The sequence below is a fragment of the Lampropedia cohaerens genome, from assembly GCF_001005215.1.
Lineage (GTDB): Bacteria > Pseudomonadota > Gammaproteobacteria > Burkholderiales > Burkholderiaceae_C > Lampropedia > Lampropedia cohaerens.
This window is the reverse complement of sequence record NZ_LBNQ01000040.1, coordinates 150,315-165,853: the sequence shown is the minus strand read 5'-3', so window position 1 is coordinate 165,853 and position 15,539 is coordinate 150,315. Positions and strand designations below refer to the sequence as shown.

The 15,539-nt window shown below is 63.0% G+C and carries 12 protein-coding genes and 2 pseudogenes; 5 read left to right on the top strand and 9 right to left on the bottom strand.

Features of this window, described 5'->3' with window-relative positions; translation table 11 throughout:
- Positions 1-68 precede the first annotated feature (68 nt).
- A protein-coding gene (locus tag AAV94_RS13420) for an IS3 family transposase (RefSeq protein ID WP_407927304.1) occupies positions 69-1,219 on the top strand; the annotation gives its coding sequence in 2 pieces (ribosomal slippage) (positions 69-315 and positions 315-1,219; 1,152 coding nt in all).
- A gap of 28 nt (positions 1,220-1,247) precedes the next feature.
- Positions 1,248-1,904, top strand: a pseudogene (locus AAV94_RS13415) (IS5 family transposase); the annotation flags it as partial.
- 38 nt (positions 1,905-1,942) lie between these two features.
- On the opposite strand, the pseudogene AAV94_RS14975 reads toward AAV94_RS13415, so the two are convergent.
- The 4 genes and pseudogenes from AAV94_RS14975 to AAV94_RS13400 form a co-directional block, all read right to left on the bottom strand.
- Positions 1,943-2,077 (bottom strand): annotated as a pseudogene (locus AAV94_RS14975) (IS5/IS1182 family transposase); the annotation flags it as partial.
- Between the two features lie 160 nt (positions 2,078-2,237).
- A complete protein-coding gene (locus AAV94_RS13410) occupies positions 2,238-2,879 on the bottom strand; it encodes an NYN domain-containing protein (RefSeq protein ID WP_046742731.1) in 642 nt (213 codons plus the stop codon).
- A gap of 425 nt (positions 2,880-3,304) precedes the next feature.
- Positions 3,305-3,757 carry a ribonuclease HI gene (rnhA, locus tag AAV94_RS13405; RefSeq protein ID WP_046742697.1) on the bottom strand — a complete coding sequence of 151 codons (453 nt, stop codon included), beginning with the start codon at positions 3,755-3,757 and terminating at the stop codon, positions 3,305-3,307.
- Positions 3,758-3,944: 187 nt separating this feature from the next.
- Complete coding sequence (locus AAV94_RS13400) at positions 3,945-5,153, bottom strand: DesA family fatty acid desaturase (RefSeq protein WP_046742696.1); 1,209 nt, start codon at positions 5,151-5,153, stop codon at positions 3,945-3,947.
- A 207-nt stretch (positions 5,154-5,360) separates the two neighbouring features.
- Here AAV94_RS13400 and AAV94_RS14480 point away from each other — a divergent pair, with 207 nt between their 5' ends.
- The 3 genes from AAV94_RS14480 to dnaG are packed head-to-tail and all read left to right on the top strand — an operon-like array spanning position 5,361 to position 10,228.
- The gene (locus AAV94_RS14480) at positions 5,361-6,344 is read left to right on the top strand and encodes a hypothetical protein (RefSeq protein WP_156454450.1); all 984 of its coding nucleotides are present in this window, start codon (positions 5,361-5,363) and stop codon (positions 6,342-6,344) included.
- Positions 6,345-6,383: 39 nt separating this feature from the next.
- Complete coding sequence (gene recJ, locus AAV94_RS13390) at positions 6,384-8,126, top strand: single-stranded-DNA-specific exonuclease RecJ (protein ID WP_046742695.1); 1,743 nt, start codon at positions 6,384-6,386, stop codon at positions 8,124-8,126.
- A 50-nt stretch (positions 8,127-8,176) separates the two neighbouring features.
- Positions 8,177-10,228: a DNA primase gene (dnaG, locus tag AAV94_RS13385; RefSeq protein WP_046742694.1), complete on the top strand. Its 2,052-nt coding sequence runs from the start codon at positions 8,177-8,179 to the stop codon at positions 10,226-10,228.
- Positions 10,229-10,258: 30 nt separating this feature from the next.
- Here the strand turns inward: dnaG and AAV94_RS13380 are convergent, their stop codons facing one another.
- The 5 genes from AAV94_RS13380 to AAV94_RS13360 all read right to left on the bottom strand — a co-directional run bounded on the left by AAV94_RS13380 (position 10,259) and on the right by AAV94_RS13360 (position 15,453).
- A complete protein-coding gene (locus AAV94_RS13380; RefSeq protein WP_046742693.1) occupies positions 10,259-10,972 on the bottom strand; it encodes an ABC transporter ATP-binding protein in 714 nt (237 codons plus the stop codon).
- Positions 10,959-11,804 carry an ABC transporter ATP-binding protein gene (locus AAV94_RS13375; protein WP_046742692.1) on the bottom strand — a complete coding sequence of 282 codons (846 nt, stop codon included), beginning with the start codon at positions 11,802-11,804 and terminating at the stop codon, positions 10,959-10,961. The genes AAV94_RS13380 and AAV94_RS13375 overlap by 14 nt, the downstream gene beginning before the upstream one ends.
- Positions 11,801-13,078, bottom strand: coding sequence for a branched-chain amino acid ABC transporter permease (locus AAV94_RS13370; RefSeq protein ID WP_052755065.1), 1,278 nt, complete (start codon positions 13,076-13,078; stop codon positions 11,801-11,803). Before AAV94_RS13370 ends, AAV94_RS13375 begins: the two co-directional genes overlap by 4 nt.
- Positions 13,079-13,139: 61 nt before the next feature.
- The gene (locus AAV94_RS13365; RefSeq protein ID WP_046742690.1) at positions 13,140-14,093 is read right to left on the bottom strand and encodes a branched-chain amino acid ABC transporter permease; all 954 of its coding nucleotides are present in this window, start codon (positions 14,091-14,093) and stop codon (positions 13,140-13,142) included.
- A 94-nt stretch (positions 14,094-14,187) separates the two neighbouring features.
- Complete coding sequence (locus AAV94_RS13360; protein ID WP_084824937.1) at positions 14,188-15,453, bottom strand: branched-chain amino acid ABC transporter substrate-binding protein; 1,266 nt, start codon at positions 15,451-15,453, stop codon at positions 14,188-14,190.
- Positions 15,454-15,539: the final 86 nt, after the last annotated feature.

The window sequence follows — 15,539 nt, the reverse complement described above, 5'->3', positions numbered from 1 at the left end:
TGACCTGCCCCCTCACAGCCGTACCAATCGAATGGAAGTGAGGTCCGTCAACTTGGAGAATGACGGACATGAGGAAGAGTCGATTTACCGAGCAGCAGATCATTGGGTTCTTGAAGCAGGCCGAGTCAGGCCTGCCGGTCAAGGAGGTCTGCCGTCAAGGTGGGTTCAGCGAGCCCACGTTCTACAAGTGGCGAAGCAAGTACGGCGGCATGGAAGCCGATGAGGCCCGGCGCCTGAAGGACCTGGAGGTCGAGAACTCCAGGCTCAAGAAGTTGCTGGCAGAAGCTCATCTCGACCTTGAGGCGCTCAAGGTCGGCTTCGGGGTAAAGCGCTAGCCCCGCAAGACAAGCGCAAGGTCATCGCCAGGATGCTGGAGCAGACCCAGATCTCCGAGCGCAGGGCTTGCCGTCTTGTGGGGCTGTCGCGCGACGCCTGGCGCCATCCACCGCAGCTCGATGAGCACACGATGCGTCTGAACGAACGCATTCATGCAGTGGCCATGGAGCGCCGGCGCTTTGGGTATCGTCGTGTGCACGACATGCTGCGCAAAGAGTTTCCAGGCACCAATCACAAGAAGGTGTTTCGCCTGTATCGCGAGCAAGGCTTGGCCGTTCGTAAGCGCAACAAGGGCAAGAAGTACCGTGGTGAGCGCACGCCTTTGGTGGCCGCTGCCCGGGTCAATCAAACCTGGAGCCTGGACTTTGTCAGCGACTCGCTGTCCAACGGGCGCCGCATCAAATGCCTGACTATCGCCGATGACTTCACCCATGAGTGCGTCGACATCGCTGTGGACCTTTCCATGCCTGGGGCATACGTCGCTCGCATCCTCGAGCGGGCTGCAAGATTCAGGGGCTACCCAGAGGCCATCAGGACCGACAACGGCCCAGAGTTCACATGCCGAGCATTCATAGCCTGGATGCAGACACGAGGCATACAGCACATCCTGATTCAGCCAGGCAAGCCAACTCAAAACGCCTACATCGAGAGCTTCAACGGCAAGTTCAGGGATGAATGCCTCAATGAGAACTGGTTCGAATCCCTGGCCCAAGCCCGCGAGGTCATCGCCATCTGGCGCCAGGACTACAACGAGGTCCGACCGCACGGAACGATTGGCCGGATTTCTCCGGCTGAGTTCGCCGCCAAACACCGCAATCCCAACCCATCAACCACCGAGGCAGGATCAGTTAACCTACATACCCTTGGACCTCTCTCCAACTGATTGGTATGGCTGGAGGGGGCAGGTCAAGACCTACCTGCAGACCGAGCTGCCCATTGACCCGTCCAGCCTCACGCGCTGGAGAAAGCGCGTTGGGGAAGAAGGCGTGGAGACGCTGCTGGCGGCCAGCATCGACGCCGCCCGGCGTGGTGGCGTCATCAAGAACGCCAGCGTGCAGCAAGTGATCGTGGACACCACGGTGATGCCCAAGGCCATCGCTCACCCCACCGACAGCCGCCTGCTGGAGCGAAACCGCCAGCATCTGGTCAAGGCGTCCGAGGGCAATGGGCTGAAACTGCACCAGAACTACAACCGCATCGCCCCACGGCTGGCCGCGCAGATCGGGCGCTACGCCCACGCCAAGCAGTTCAAGCGCATGAAGAAGGCCGTGCGCACACTGCGCACCCGTGTGGGCCGTTTGCATCGCGAGGTGCAGCGCCAGATGCACGTGTTGCCCGAAGCAGCCAAGGCCAAGGTGCAGGATCTTCTGCAGCGCACGGGCCGCATCCTGACCCAGCGCACGAAGGACAAGAACAAGCTGTACGCCCTGCATGCGCCCGAGGTCGAATGCATCAGCAAAGGCAAAGCCCGGACACCGTACGAGTTCGGCGTGAAGGTCAGCATCGCTACCACGTTGAAAAAGGGCCTGGTGGTGGGCATGCGCTCCATGCCGGGAAACCCCTACGACGCTGATGTCGGGCCAAAAGCGGGGCATCACTCGAACGCTCAGGGCCCAGCACCGCACATCACCGCGTGCAGCGCATCGCCCAGCGCACCCTTGAGCGGATTGCGGCCCAGCCGCCCGTCCATCTTCATGTGCCCAATGGCCGGTTCGATGGCGCTGCGCCGCTTGATCTGGGCACAACCTGCGCCTGATCCTGGCCGCGCTGCGGCTTTATTGCGCCCGATTCGGGCTGGCGATGCAGGCGCTCATCGCCGCACTGCTGGCCGCACTGTTCGCCGCTCGCGGCGACGTCAAACCTACCTGTAGCTGACAACCGAATTGTTCAGGGCTGACTACTCAGCGAAACAGGTCGCCCAGCAGGTGCTCATACTCGTCGTCGGCCGAGCCGTCGATCAGCTCCGACAGAGGCAATACGTAGGCGGCTTCTTCGATCAGACGCTGCGACGTCTTGGCATAGTTGGGCAGGTCGAAGGAGGGAATCATGACCCGACAGCCAATACCCTGGAGCTTGCGCACCAGCGGCGAGAAGTCCGCAGCACCGGTAAACAGCACCACCACATCGAAATGACGGTGCACGGCCAGATCGTAGGTCTCCAGCGCCAGCGTGATGTCGACGCCCTTTTCCTCAGGGGGATTGGCCGATTCGTTCATCGGCTGGTAGTGCGACACTACGCCCGCCCACATCAGAACCTGGTCCTGAAAACGGTCAGTCTCCAGCTGTTTGAGCGGGTCGCGCGTGGCCTGCACGGCCTTGAGCGAGAACCGCCCACGAAAAAAATGCGCTTCCTGAATCTGGCACAGCGAGGCCTCGCCATCGTTCTCGATCGCACTGATGTGGTGGCGCAGGTAATTGTGCAATGCGCTGATGTTCAGGTGACTTTGGCGCTCGTGGGTAAAGCGGTAGTAGTTGCTGATACGCCAGAAAAAACTGCCGTCATAGATAACGGCGACTTTGAGGAGTTTCTGTCCTTGATGCATTGAATAGAGCTAATGCCGACCACGAACCGTTGGAAGAGGATCTCCCAAACGCGCAGCCGGAAAAAAAGGAAATAAAAATGGCAGTGGTCTTGCCCCCGGCAAAAACATTCGATTGTAAATTCAAACCGCAAATCGTGACAGCAAGCTACAGGGTCTGCGTGTCCAATCCCGTAAACCGCTGCATGATCTGCAGACTTTGTCAACTAGCTTTTTACGCACGGCGTTGCCTCTCTCCATACCATGCGACGCAAGACGCAAACCACAATCGGGCGGGTAGCCCGACGAGGATTTGTCACGCCGCAGCGCGCGTCTGGCAAGGCACTCCAAAGGACAGCCATGCAAAAGCGTACCGAACAGCCTTGCCGACCGCACTTTTGTCTGACTGCGCAGCGCACAACACGATCGTGAATAGGTTGCCAAGCAGATCAGCCCAGCTCCGCAACACCGCGGTTGGCCAGTTCATCGGCCCGCTCGTTGCCGGGAATGCCCGCATGGCCCTTGACCCAGCGCCACTCGATCTGGTGACCACGTTCATGGACCAGCACATCCAGCTCGCGCCAAAGCTCTGCGTTCTTGACCGGCTGCTTGCTGGCAGTCTTCCAGCCCTTGGCCTTCCAGCCATGGATCCATTCGGTGATGCCCTTGCGCACGTATTCGCTGTCCAGATACAGGGTGACGTGACACGGACGCTTGAGCAGGGCCAGCGACTCGATCACCGCGCGCAGTTCCATGCGGTTATTGGTCGTGTTGCGCTCCCCCCCCCAGATCTCCTTGACGGCATCGCCCGACTGCAGCAGCGCTCCCCAGCCGCCGACACCGGGGTTGCCCTTGCAGGCACCGTCGGTATAGATCGTGACAGGGGTAAGTTCGGTATTCATGCGAGGCAATGGGGAGCGCCACCCTCAACAGGCAGGCGCAGGTCAATGAAAAAGCAGGGGAAAGTCCCCTGCCAAGACAAATACGATGATTGCGGCCGTCGCGGTGACGGAGGCGGCAACGGGCGACGGCCGTTGCGCGAGGGCGCAAAGTGTGCCGGAGCAGGCCCGACACCCCACCGCCACGCGATTATGCCGCGCGAATCCGGCGCAGCTGCCGTGCAAACTCCTGCAAGGCACCAATGCCGCTGGCTTCGGCCTTGCGACACCATTGCTGCAGGCGCTCGAGCAGCTGGTCCCTGCTGAGGCTGGTACTAAGCCAGAGCTGGCGCAGTTCCTCGCGCATCTGCACCATCTGGTCAAGCACTGGCGAAAGCTGGCGCAGCTGTGCCAGTTGCGCCTGCTCCGCTGGCGGCACCTGCTCCACATCACGGTGCAGCCAACGGCGCGCCGCCCGGTAGAGACGCGCGTCCACCTGCGCCCCCAGGGCCCGGATGCGCGCAAGCTCGGCACGACTGGTGCGCTTTACGCTTCGCGCGTAGGCGGCCATCATCGCGTAGCGGTTGGCAATCAGCGACTCCAGCGTATCGACATCGGCCTCCGGCTTGGGTGCGCCGGTCACCAGGCGCGGCGGCACCTTCTTGACCTTGGCCAGTCCGACTGCCTGGAGAAGACGGATGTACAGCCATCCCAGGTCGAACTCGTAGGGTTTGACCGAAAACTTCGCGGAGGTCGGGTAGGTGTGGTGGTTGTTGTGCAACTCTTCGCCGCCAATGACCACGCCCCAGGGCGTAAGGTTGCGGCTGGCATCCTGCGCCTCGAAGTTGCGGTAACCCCAGTAGTGCCCCAGTCCGTTGACCACGCCTGCGGCCCAGAAGGGAATCCAGGCCATCTGCACCGCCCAAACGGCCAGACCAGGCAGGCCGAACAGCGCCACATCCACAATCAGCATGGCAGACACGCCCGCCATGCTCCAGCGCGCGTAAACATTGCGCTCCAGCCAGTCATCGGGCGTGCCATGACTGAATTTGCGCAGCGTCTCCGCATTGCGCGCTTCGGCGCGGTAAAGCTCGGCGCCCTCCCACATCACCTTTTTGATACCGAACACCTGCGGACTGTGGGGGTCCTGCTCGGTTTCACATTTCGCGTGATGCTTGCGGTGGATGGCGACCCACTCACGCGTGCTCATCCCAGTGGTCAGCCACAGCCAGAAACGGAAGAAATGCGCCAGTGCCGGATGCACCTCCAACGCACGATGCGCCTGCGCGCGATGCAGATACAAGGTGACTGAAACGCTGGTGATGTGCGTGACCACCAGCGTAAAAATCACAATCTGGCACCAACTCCAGCCGGTTATGCCACCTGCCGCCCAATCCAGAACACTCTGCCAACTCACCATCTCTCAACTTCCAGTCCTCAGAACCTGCCGAATCGATGCACGAAAAGGCGCAAAGGAAAAAACTTCACAGCAGGTTGCAGCCATTGTAGGACGGGGGAAAGTACCACTGCCTAGTATGGATTACCCGGCTGACGCGCACGATTGCGCTGGCTGCCGAACAAAAAACTACAATCGGCGCGGCCACACCGGCACATCCCGTCCATCTCCATGCCAACACCCTTGACCGTTGTGCCCTTTGCTGCCGTTGCCGGCATGGCGGAATTTTTTTCCGCCACCGGCGCTGCACTGCAGGTGCCCAACCTGCAGCAACTGCTGAATCTATTGAAGCCTGCGCGGTGGTTTCTTCTGCCACAGGAGGCGCCTCTGGCGCCGCACGAGCAGGCGCTGCTTGAACTCGCCTGGCCAGACCACGCCCACGCCGCCGCGCCAGCCTCGTTTGCGGCACTGACGGCCCTGCGCCATGGCATGACCGTGGCCGAAGGCGATGGCTGGGCGCTGGTGGCGCCCAGCCATCTGCACATCACCACCGACAGCATCGCCCTGCATGACCCGGCCGCGCTGCAGCTTGCCCCCGTCCACAATGCAGCACTGCGCGAAGCACTCGCAGCGCTGTGGGCTGAAGAGGGATTGACACTGCATCCGCTGCCCGACGGGCGCTGGCTTGCCAGTGCCGACTGGCTCGCTGGCCTGTGCACACCTTCTGCCGACCGCGCCGTCAGCCAGGACGTGCGCACCTTAATGCCCGAGCTCGGCGCCACGCGCCACTTGCAGCGTCTGCAGACCGAAGCGCAGATGCTGCTCCATGAACACCCGGTTAACGACGAACGCGCTGCGCAACGCCTGCCGCCCGTCAACGTACTGTGGTTCTCAGGCACGGGCGTGGTGCCCAATGCGCCCGAAACGGCACTTGCGACGCTGCGCCATGTTGATCTAGAGCCTGGCCTGCGCGGCGCGGCGCTGGCCGGCGACTTTCAGAGCTGGGCCAGCGCCTGGCGTCAGTGGGATGCCTCATCCGGTGCGCGGCTGCTGCAGGCTGTGCGCGCCGGAGAACCCATTGCTCTGCTGTTGGCAGGCGAACGCAATGCCGTGCTGCTGCAGCCGCGCAAGGCCTCGCCGCTGCGCCTATGGCGCGCACACTGGCAACGGTGGCGCGGCATTGATCCCGTTACCACACTGCTGAGCGCGCTCTGACGCGTGTAGCCCCTTCGACACCCGTTGCATCAATTTCCCTTGCAGTATTGCCAACGCTCCTTCGACGCCGAGCGCGCCCGCATCTTGCGCGAGGCGGGCGTTCATCCGCTGCTTGCCCAGTTGTTCGCTGCGCGTGGCATCAGCACTGCAGCACAGCTTGACTGTCGCCTGCCAGCGCTGCTGCCTCCCGCCTCGCTCAAAGGCGCCGACGCCGCAGCGACATTGCTGGCCGACGCCATTGCGGCACAGCAACGCATCTGTGTCGTGGCCGACTACGACTGTGACGGCGCCACTGCCTGCGCCGTCGCCATCCGCGGGCTGCGCATGCTGGGCGCCCAACACCTGGACTATCTGGTGCCCAACCGCATCGAGGACGGCTATGGCCTGACCGCCAGACTTGCCGAACGCGTCAAGGCCATGGGTGCCGATGTGCTGCTGACCGTCGACAATGGCATTGCCAGCGTCGACGGCGTGGCGCGCGCCCGCGCACTGGGGCTGCGCGTGATCGTCACCGATCACCACTTGCCCGGCGAGCAACTGCCCGACGCCGATGCACTGGTCAATCCCAATCAGCCAGGCTGCGATTTCCCCAGCAAGCACCTCGCTGGCGTTGGCGTGATGTTCTATGTGCTGATGGCGCTGCGCAGCCTTTTGCGCAACCGCGGCGCATTCCACGCAGGCCAGCAGCCTCGATTGGACACGCTACTGCCGCTGGTGGCACTGGGCACGGTTGCCGATGTGGTTCCGCTCGACGCCAATAATCGCCTGCTTGCCACGCAGGGGCTGGCCCGCATCCGCGCCGGCCAGATGCCTGCCGGCATGGCGGCGTTGTTTGGCGTCAGCCGCCGCGATCCGGCCCACGCCCACGCCAGCGACATGGGCTTTGCGCTGGCACCGCGCCTGAATGCCGCAGGCCGACTGACCGACATGGGCTGTGGCATCGAGTGCCTGCTGACCGACGACCCGCAGCGCGCCGAGGAGCTGGCCACCTTACTGGATGCCATCAACGTCAAACGCCGCGAGCTGGAGGCGGATATGAAGCAGGTCGCCATCGGCAACGTGCTGCAGCGCGTGGCGCGCAATGCGCGCATTCCGGCGGCCATCACCGTCAGCGATGCAGGCTTTCACGAAGGTGTCGTCGGCATCGTGGCTGCGCGCATCAAGGAACAGTTTCACCGCCCGACCTTCGTGTTCGCGCCCGCTGCGGCCGAATCCGGCAGCGGCCTTCTCAAGGGCTCAGGGCGCTCCATCGCCGGCTTCCATTTGCGTGATGCACTGGATCTGCTGGCCAAGCGCCATCCCCATGTCCTGCAGAAGTTCGGCGGCCATGCGATGGCCGCAGGCTGCACCATCGCCAGTGAACACCTTGAGACCTTCACGCAGGCACTGCAGGCCATCGCGCAGGAATGGCTGGACGAGGCCGCACTGCGCGGTCAGGCCTGGGTTGACGGCCCGCTGCCAGCCGAGTACCGCACTATCGAAGCGGCCGAGCTGCTGCAGATGCAGGTCTGGGGCCAGGGCTTTGCGCCACCGCTGTTCATGGACACGCTGGATGTCCTGGAGCAACGCATCGTGGCCGGCAAGCACACGGCGCTCAAGCTCCTGCATCATGGCCAGGTCGTCGACGCGATCTGGTTCGGTCGCACCGAGCGACTGCCAACCAGGGCCACGCTGGCCTATCGGCTGGAGACTGACAGTTGGCTGGGCCGAAAGCGGCTGCGATTTCTCATCGAAGGCATGGCCGAACCTACGGGTGCGGCACAGCACGCCAGCGCGCGATAATTCACGCTTGTCATCGTCCTATTCCTTTAGCTGCAATTTCCAATTGCGTCGTGGCCATCCCCCAGAGCTTTCTTGATGAACTGAACGAGCGCACCGACATCGTCGACGTGATCGGGCGTTACGTCACGCTCAAGAAAGGCGGGGCCAACCTGCTGGGACTGTGCCCGTTCCATGAGGAAAAGTCGCCGTCCTTCACCGTCAGTCCCAGCAAGCAGTTCTTCCACTGCTTTGGCTGTGGCAAGCACGGCAATGCCATCGGCTTTCTGATGGAGTACGCGGGCATGGGCTTCATCGATGCCGTCAAGGAGCTGGCCCAGCAGGCCGGGCTGCCCGTTCCGCAGGATGACATCACGCCCGCACAGGCGGCCGAGCGCCAGCAGCGCAAGGCGCAGCAGAAATCGCTGACCGACATCAATGCCCAGGCCGCTGCCGCCTACAAGGAACTGCTGAAAAAGGATGCCGACGCCATCCTCTACCTCAAGGGACGCGGCGTCACTGGCCAGATTGCCGCGCGCTTTCAGCTCGGCTGGGCACCACGGGGCGAGCACACGCTTGCCTCCGTGTTTCCGGACTATGCCGATCCCATGCTGGAAGACGCAGGTCTGGTCATCTACAAGGAAGAAACCGGGCGGCGCTACGATCGCTTTCGCGAACGGCTGATGTTTCCGATCCGCAACGTGCGCGGCGAAACCATCGGTTTTGGCGGACGAATCCTCGGCCAGGGTCAGCCCAAGTACCTCAACTCGCCGGAGACCCCCGTCTTTCACAAGGGGCGCGAACTCTACGGCCTGTTCGAGGCCCGGCAAGCCATCCGCAGCAAGGGCTACGCGCTGGTATGCGAGGGCTACATGGACGTGGTGGCGCTGGCGCAATGGGGCTTTGCCAACGCCGTGGCAACACTGGGCACGGCCTGTACCGAGCAGCACGTGCAGCTGCTGTTTCGCCACACCGACCAGATCGTCTTTGCCTTCGACGGCGACAATGCCGGACGCAAGGCTGCCGCCAAGGCCCTGGAATGCGCGCTGCCCTTTGCAGGCGACACGCGCAGCGTGCGCTTTCTGTTTCTGCCCAAGGAGCACGACCCGGACAGCTTCATCCGCGAGCGCGGCGAAACCGCATTTGCCGAGCAGGTCGAACTGGCGGTGCCACTGAGCCAGTACCTGCTGCAGGTGGCTGCCCAGGACTGCCAGCTGGCCACCGCCGAAGGGCGCGCGCGCATGGCCCATCAGGCCCGGCCCCTGTGGGAGCGGCTGCCCGAGAGTGCGCTTAAGCTGCAGATGCTCAGCGAAATCGCGCGCGTGGCGCAGATGCCGCGCGATGAATTGCAGGGTCTTTGGCAGGCCATGGCGCAAGATCCGCGCAACGCCCCAAGGCGCCCGCGCCCAGCGCCTGCTGCGATGCCGGCCGAACCGGCTGACGCCCCGGCCGGGGACTGGACCATCGAGGCCATGGCCGCTGGCAACTGGAACGAACCCGCCGATCTGCCGGCCATGCCCATGGACGATTTTCATGCAGCCGACGGCGCGCCCTGGGCACCCCCTCCCGACACCGTGGCGGATTACCGCGTGCCGACACCTTCTTATGAGGAAAGGCCACGGTACGCCGCGTCCCGCCACTCTGGCGGCGAGCGCGGCTTCTCGCCGTATTCCGGCGCGCGGCCTGCACCGCGCGCGCCCGTACGTCAGCATGTGCAACGCCGCGAGGAGCATGCCGCCTGCATTCTGCTGGCACATATGAGCCTGCTGGAGACGCTGACCGAGCAGGATCTGATGCTGCTGTGCCGCCTGCCCGAGCCCGATGGGCGGCTGTTTACCTGGATCGACGACCACTACCAGAACCACGGGGTACAGGACTGGGCCAGCATCCGCCCCATTCTGGAACAGGCCGGGCCACCTGCATGGCATCGGCTGGTGCCCCGCATCGAGGAAATCGCCCAGCAACCGGTGGCGCACTACCGTGAGGAGCTGCAAAGCGCGCTACGGCTGATCATGATCCGGCGCCTGAACCTGGAAATCGAGGAGGTCACGCGCAACTATGACACTGACAGTCAGGCCGCCGCCAAGCTCCTGCAGCTCAACCGCCATCTGGCACGGCTGAAATAGCCGCGCGGACAGGCGCGGACTCCCGCCGCGCTACACCTCCAGCCACTCCTTGCGCACACCAGCATCGGCGCGCAGCTGTTTGGGCGTTCCGTCAAACACGATGCTGCCATGCCCCATGACCAGGCAGCGATCGGCGATCTCCAGGGCGATGGTGAGCTTTTGCTCGATCAGCACAACCGAAACGCCGCGCTCGCGCAGCGTGACGAGAAACTCGCCGACCTGTTCGACAATCTTGGGCGCAAGGCCCTCCGTTGGCTCGTCAACCAGCACCAGATCGGGGTCGCCCATCAGCGTGCGGCACAGCGCCAGCATCTGTTGCTCACCGCCTGAGAGCACGCCCGCTTCGGTGTGCTGGCGCTCGCGCAGGCGCGGGAACAGGCGGTAGGAATCCTCAAAGCCCCAGCGCGTGTTCCTGCGCCCGCTCTTCTCGCCCAGCATCAGGTTCTGGTGCACGGTAAGCCGCGGAAAGATCTCGCGGTTTTCCGCCACGTAACCAATGCCGAGATGGGCGATCTCATAAGGCTTTCTGCCCACCAGATTGACCGCGCTGGCGGCGCCCTGGGCCCGCCAACGGATGTCGCCCTGACAGTCAACCAGCCCCATGATGGCCTTGGCCGTGGTGGAGCGCCCGGAACCGTTGCGCCCCAGCAAGGCCAGGATTTCCCCCTCCCGCACCTCAAATTGCACACCATGCAGGATGTGGCTCTTGCCATAAAAGGCGTGCAGGTTCTCAACGCGCAGCATGTTCAGCTCCTTGCGCCGCGGTGGCGTGCGAGGCCAGTACGGCATTGGCCTGCGTTTCGGCCAGCACCGAACCGAGATAGGCTTCCTGCACAGCCGGATTGGCGCGCACATTCTCGGGCGTATCGAAGGCAATCACCTGTCCGTAGACGACCACGGCAATCTTGTCGGCCAAGCCGAACACCACGCCCATGTCGTGCTCGACCGTCAGCAGCGTCTTGCCGATGGTGACTTCCTTGATCAGCGCGATGAAATGGTCCGTCTCCGTGCGGCTCATGCCCGCCGTGGGCTCATCGAGCAAGATCACATCGGCTCCGCCGGCAATGGTGACGCCAATCTCCAGCGCGCGCTGCTCCGCATAGGTCAGGTTCATCGCCAGCTCGTCACGGCGCTGCTGCAGCCTGAGCATGTGCAGCAGCTGCTCGGTACGCGCATTGGCATCATCCAGCCCGGACAGAAAGCGCAGGAAGCTGTAACGCGCGCCGGTATGCCACAGCAGGCCGCAGCGCAGATTCTCGAACACACTGAGCTTCGGAAACAGGTTACTGACCTGAAAGCTGCGCGCCAGACCCAGACGGTTGATCGCATAGGGTTTGAGGCCATCGATGCGCGCGCCGCGCAGCAACACCTCGCCACTGGTCGGCTGCAACCGCCCACTGATGAGGTTGAACAGCGTGGATTTGCCAGCGCCGTTGGGGCCGATGATGGCGACGCGCTCACCATTTTTGACGGCCAGGTCTACGCCGCGAATGATCGGCGTCTTGCCAAAGGACTTGGTCAGTCCACGCAGTTCCAGCGCGTACGGGTGGGATGTGCGGGTATTGGAGGCGCTCATGCCGACGCTCCCTCACGCATGTGCTGCAGATCGTGCTCAATGAGTTCCTGCTGGCGGTGCCAGACACGCACGAAGCGCCGCCGCATCCATTCGAACGCCGTGCCGGTCACCAGCAGCCACCCGAGCACCATCATCCAGTGGCGGGCGTTGGCCACATCCAGCGTCAGTCCCATGAAGTCAAGCTGCGTACTCATGATGGCATTCATTTGCAGGTGGTAGACCATCTCCACCAGCGTGGCGAAGCCGGCAAATGCGGCCACTCCGGTGACGATGGCCAGAAGATAGGGCTGCACAAGCGGAGCGAACCGGCCCAGGCGCAACACCCGCACATTCAGCATGATGATGCTGGCCACGCCGCCTGGCGCATACATCACCATGAACAGAAATACCAGGCCCAGATAAAGCATCCATGCCTGCGTGAGCTCCGAGAGCAGGATCATCGCCAGCACCATCAGCACGGCACCGATGATGGGCCCGAAGAACAGCGTCGCGCCGCCCAGGAAGGTAAACAGCAGATACGTGCCCGAGCGCACGGCGTTGAGGCTGTCCATCGCCGTGATGATCTCGAAGTGCAGAATCATCAGCCCGCCACCAATTCCGGCGAAGAAGCCGGAAATGATGAACGAGAAGTAGCGCACACGCTGCGTGTTGTAGCCGATGAACTCGACCCGCTCGGGGTTGTCCCGCACGGCGTTGAGCATGCGGCCAAGCGGCGTGCGCGTAAAGGCATACATCAGCGCAGTGCAGGTAAAGCAGTAGGCGGCAATCAGGTAGTACACCTCGATCGACGGGCCGAACGTGATGCCCAGGAACGGTTCGCCCACCACGCGGTTGGTGGAAATGCCGCCTTCCCCGCCGAAGAACTCCGGAAACATCAGCGCCATGGACGCCACCAGCTCGCCAATGCCGAGCGTGATCATCGCGAACGTGGTGCCGGCCTTCTTCGTCGTCACATACCCGAACAGTGCGGCAAAGAACGCACCGGCAACGCCACCTATGAGCGGTATCAGGGTGACCGGCACGAAGAAGGCGCCGTCGCCGACTCGGTTGAGCACGTGTATGGCAATGAACGCGCCCAGCCCCACATACACCGCATGGCCGAAGCTGAGCATGCCGCCCTGCCCCAGCAGGATGTTGTAGCTCAGGCAAATGATGATCAGATACCCCATCTGCGAGAGCATGGTCAGCGCCAACCCACTGCGAAAAACCTGCGGTGCGACAATCAGCGCCAGTGCAAAGGCAGCCCAGATGATGATGCGCCATTTGTCCAGCATCGGCGCGCGCAGCTGCGCGGAGGACGAACGGTTTCGGATTGTGGTGGTCTCAGTCATGGCATCAACCCTCACGCTTTCCCATCAGGCCACGCGGGCGGAAGATCAGCATCAGCACCAGCAGCAGGTACGGCAGAATGGGCGCCACCTGCGCCATCGTCAGTCGCAGCACCGGATAGCCGAAGGTCTCAGGCCCTGCCGCCACGCCCAGACCGCGCAGCAGGCCCAGCAATGAATGGTCCATGGCCACGGCAAAGGTCTGCACCATGCCGATCAGCAGGGACGCCACGAACGCGCCGCCCAGCGAGCCCATGCCGCCGACGACCACGACCACGAAAATGATCGGCCCCACCGCCAGAGCCATGGCCGGCTCGGTGATGTAGGTGTTGCCACCGATCACGCCGGCCAGCCCGGCCAGGGCCGCACCGCCGCCAAAGACCAGCATGAACACGCGCGGCACGTTGTGGCCCAGCGCCTCGACCATCTCGGGGTGGGTCAACGCAGCCTGAATCACCAAACCAATGCGCGTGCGTGTCAGCAGCAGCCAGACGGCCACCAGCATCAGCACCGCCACCAGCATGATGAAGGCGCGCGACTTGGGAAACTGCGTATCGAACAGCGTGAACAGTGGCCCCTGTAGAAACGGCGGCAGCCCGTACGGCACGGCCGCCCTTCCCCAGATTAACTGCACTACCTCAAGAATCAGGTAGGACAGCCCGAAGGTCACAAGCAGTTCCGGCACATGGCCAAACTTATGCACGCGCCGCAGGCTGTAGCGTTCGAAAGCCGCACCCAGCGCCCCGACCAGCAGGGGCGCCGCCACCAGCGCGACCCAGAACCCCAGTGCCTGCGAGATCGCATAGGCCAGATAGGCCCCCAGCATGTAAAAACTCGCATGCGCGAAGTTCAGCACACCCATCATGCTGAAGATCAAGGTCAGCCCGGAGCTGAGCATGAACAGCAGCAGCCCGTAGCTCAAGCCATTGAGCAGGGATATGACAAAAAACTCAAAGCTCATGGATGCATAGCTCCGTATGTGTGAGGGTGTCAGTGGCCTGCCGCTCGCCACGACCTGGACCGGTATCTGGACCGCAATGCGGGCCGCGCTGCCTTCAGCTCGGGCGCTTCATCTGACAGGTAGTGGGCGTGCTGGCCTGCTGCCGATCGTAGAACCTGACCGGCTGAAAATCCATGCCGGTGTCCTCCTGCGAGTACGGAAATTCCTGTGACACCGTTGACCAGCGCGTGATGAACAGACCTTGCTGCAGCTGATGATCCTCGGCGCGCATTTGCAACTGGCCTGTCGCACCTGGGAACTCCAACCCTTCCATGGCCTTGGCGACCTCCGCCGCACGGGTGGTGCCCGCCTTGGCCATGGCATGCGAGAGCAGTGCAAGCCCGTTGTACACAGAAGTCGTGTACATATCCTCGCCAAAGCGCTGCTTAAAGCCTTGCACAACCTCGCCGATCTCGCCACCCAGATTCATGTGGCTGTAGAACACCTCATACACCTTGCCTTCGGCTTGCGTGCCGAAGGCCGTCGGCGAGCCGCTGGCGCTGCCGTAATAGACGAAGAACTTGACATCATTGAGGCCCGCATCGTTGGCGGCGCGAACCAGCAGCGACAGATCCGAGCCCCAGTTGCCCGTTATCACCGCATCGGCGCCGGACTGGCGAATCTTGGCAATGTAGGGCGCGAAATCGCGCACCTGGGCCAGCGGGTGGTAGTCCTCGCCAACCACCTGCACCTGCGGTGCATATTCGCCCAGGTACTGGCGCGCATAGCGGGCCACCTGGTGTCCGTGGCCATAGTTCTGATTGATGAGAAAGACCTTGCCCACATCCTCCTGCTCGCCGATGAACCGCGCGAGCGCACGCATCTTCATCGTCGTGTCCGCATCCAGGCGAAAGTGCCAGTAGCTGCAGCGCTCGTTGGTCATCTCCGGATCCACGCCTGCATGGTTGAGAAACACCACTTCCTTGCCGGGATTGCGTGCGTTGTGCCGCTCCAGCGCTTCCATGATGGCCAGCGAGTTGCCCGAACCATTGCCCTGCACGATGTACTGAAACCCTTGATCGATGGCCGCACGCACCAGGCTGGCCGTCTCCTGCGGACTGAGCTTGTTGTCAAAGCCCTGAATCTCGAACTGCACGCCTGCCGGATTGTTGTTGCTGCGCGTATTGAAGTAGTCGGCCGTGTACTGGAAACTGCGCAGCTGATTGGTGCCGATGGCGGCCATCAACCCGGAGAGCGGATCGATCCAGGCGATGCGCACGGTCTCGCCCTGTTGCGCATGCAAACTTGCCGTGCAGGCCAGTGCAGCAAGGCCCAGACAAAGCTGGCGGCGGCTTGCACGAAACGATGAGGCCGAAAAGATGGTCACGCGGTGTCTCCTTGCAGTAGTTCCACAAACCTGATCAAGCAAGCGCAAGGGTATCGGTCGCCACCACCGCGCCCCACCGG

Excerpts from the sequence above, each read along its gene's own strand:
- AAV94_RS13410 (WP_046742731.1), bottom strand. The coding sequence starts at position 2,879 with ATGCATCAAGGACAGAAACTCCTCAAAGTCGCCGTTATCTATGACGGC.
- rnhA (WP_046742697.1), bottom strand. The coding sequence starts at position 3,757 with ATGAATACCGAACTTACCCCTGTCACGATCTATACCGACGGTGCCTGC.
- AAV94_RS13400 (WP_046742696.1), bottom strand. The coding sequence starts at position 5,153 with ATGGTGAGTTGGCAGAGTGTTCTGGATTGGGCGGCAGGTGGCATAACC.
- AAV94_RS14480 (WP_156454450.1), top strand. The coding sequence starts at position 5,361 with ATGCCAACACCCTTGACCGTTGTGCCCTTTGCTGCCGTTGCCGGCATG.
- AAV94_RS13380 (WP_046742693.1), bottom strand. The coding sequence starts at position 10,972 with ATGCTGCGCGTTGAGAACCTGCACGCCTTTTATGGCAAGAGCCACATC.
- AAV94_RS13375 (WP_046742692.1), bottom strand. The coding sequence starts at position 11,804 with ATGAGCGCCTCCAATACCCGCACATCCCACCCGTACGCGCTGGAACTG.
- AAV94_RS13370 (WP_052755065.1), bottom strand. The coding sequence starts at position 13,078 with ATGCTGGACAAATGGCGCATCATCATCTGGGCTGCCTTTGCACTGGCG.
- AAV94_RS13365 (WP_046742690.1), bottom strand. The coding sequence starts at position 14,093 with ATGAGCTTTGAGTTTTTTGTCATATCCCTGCTCAATGGCTTGAGCTAC.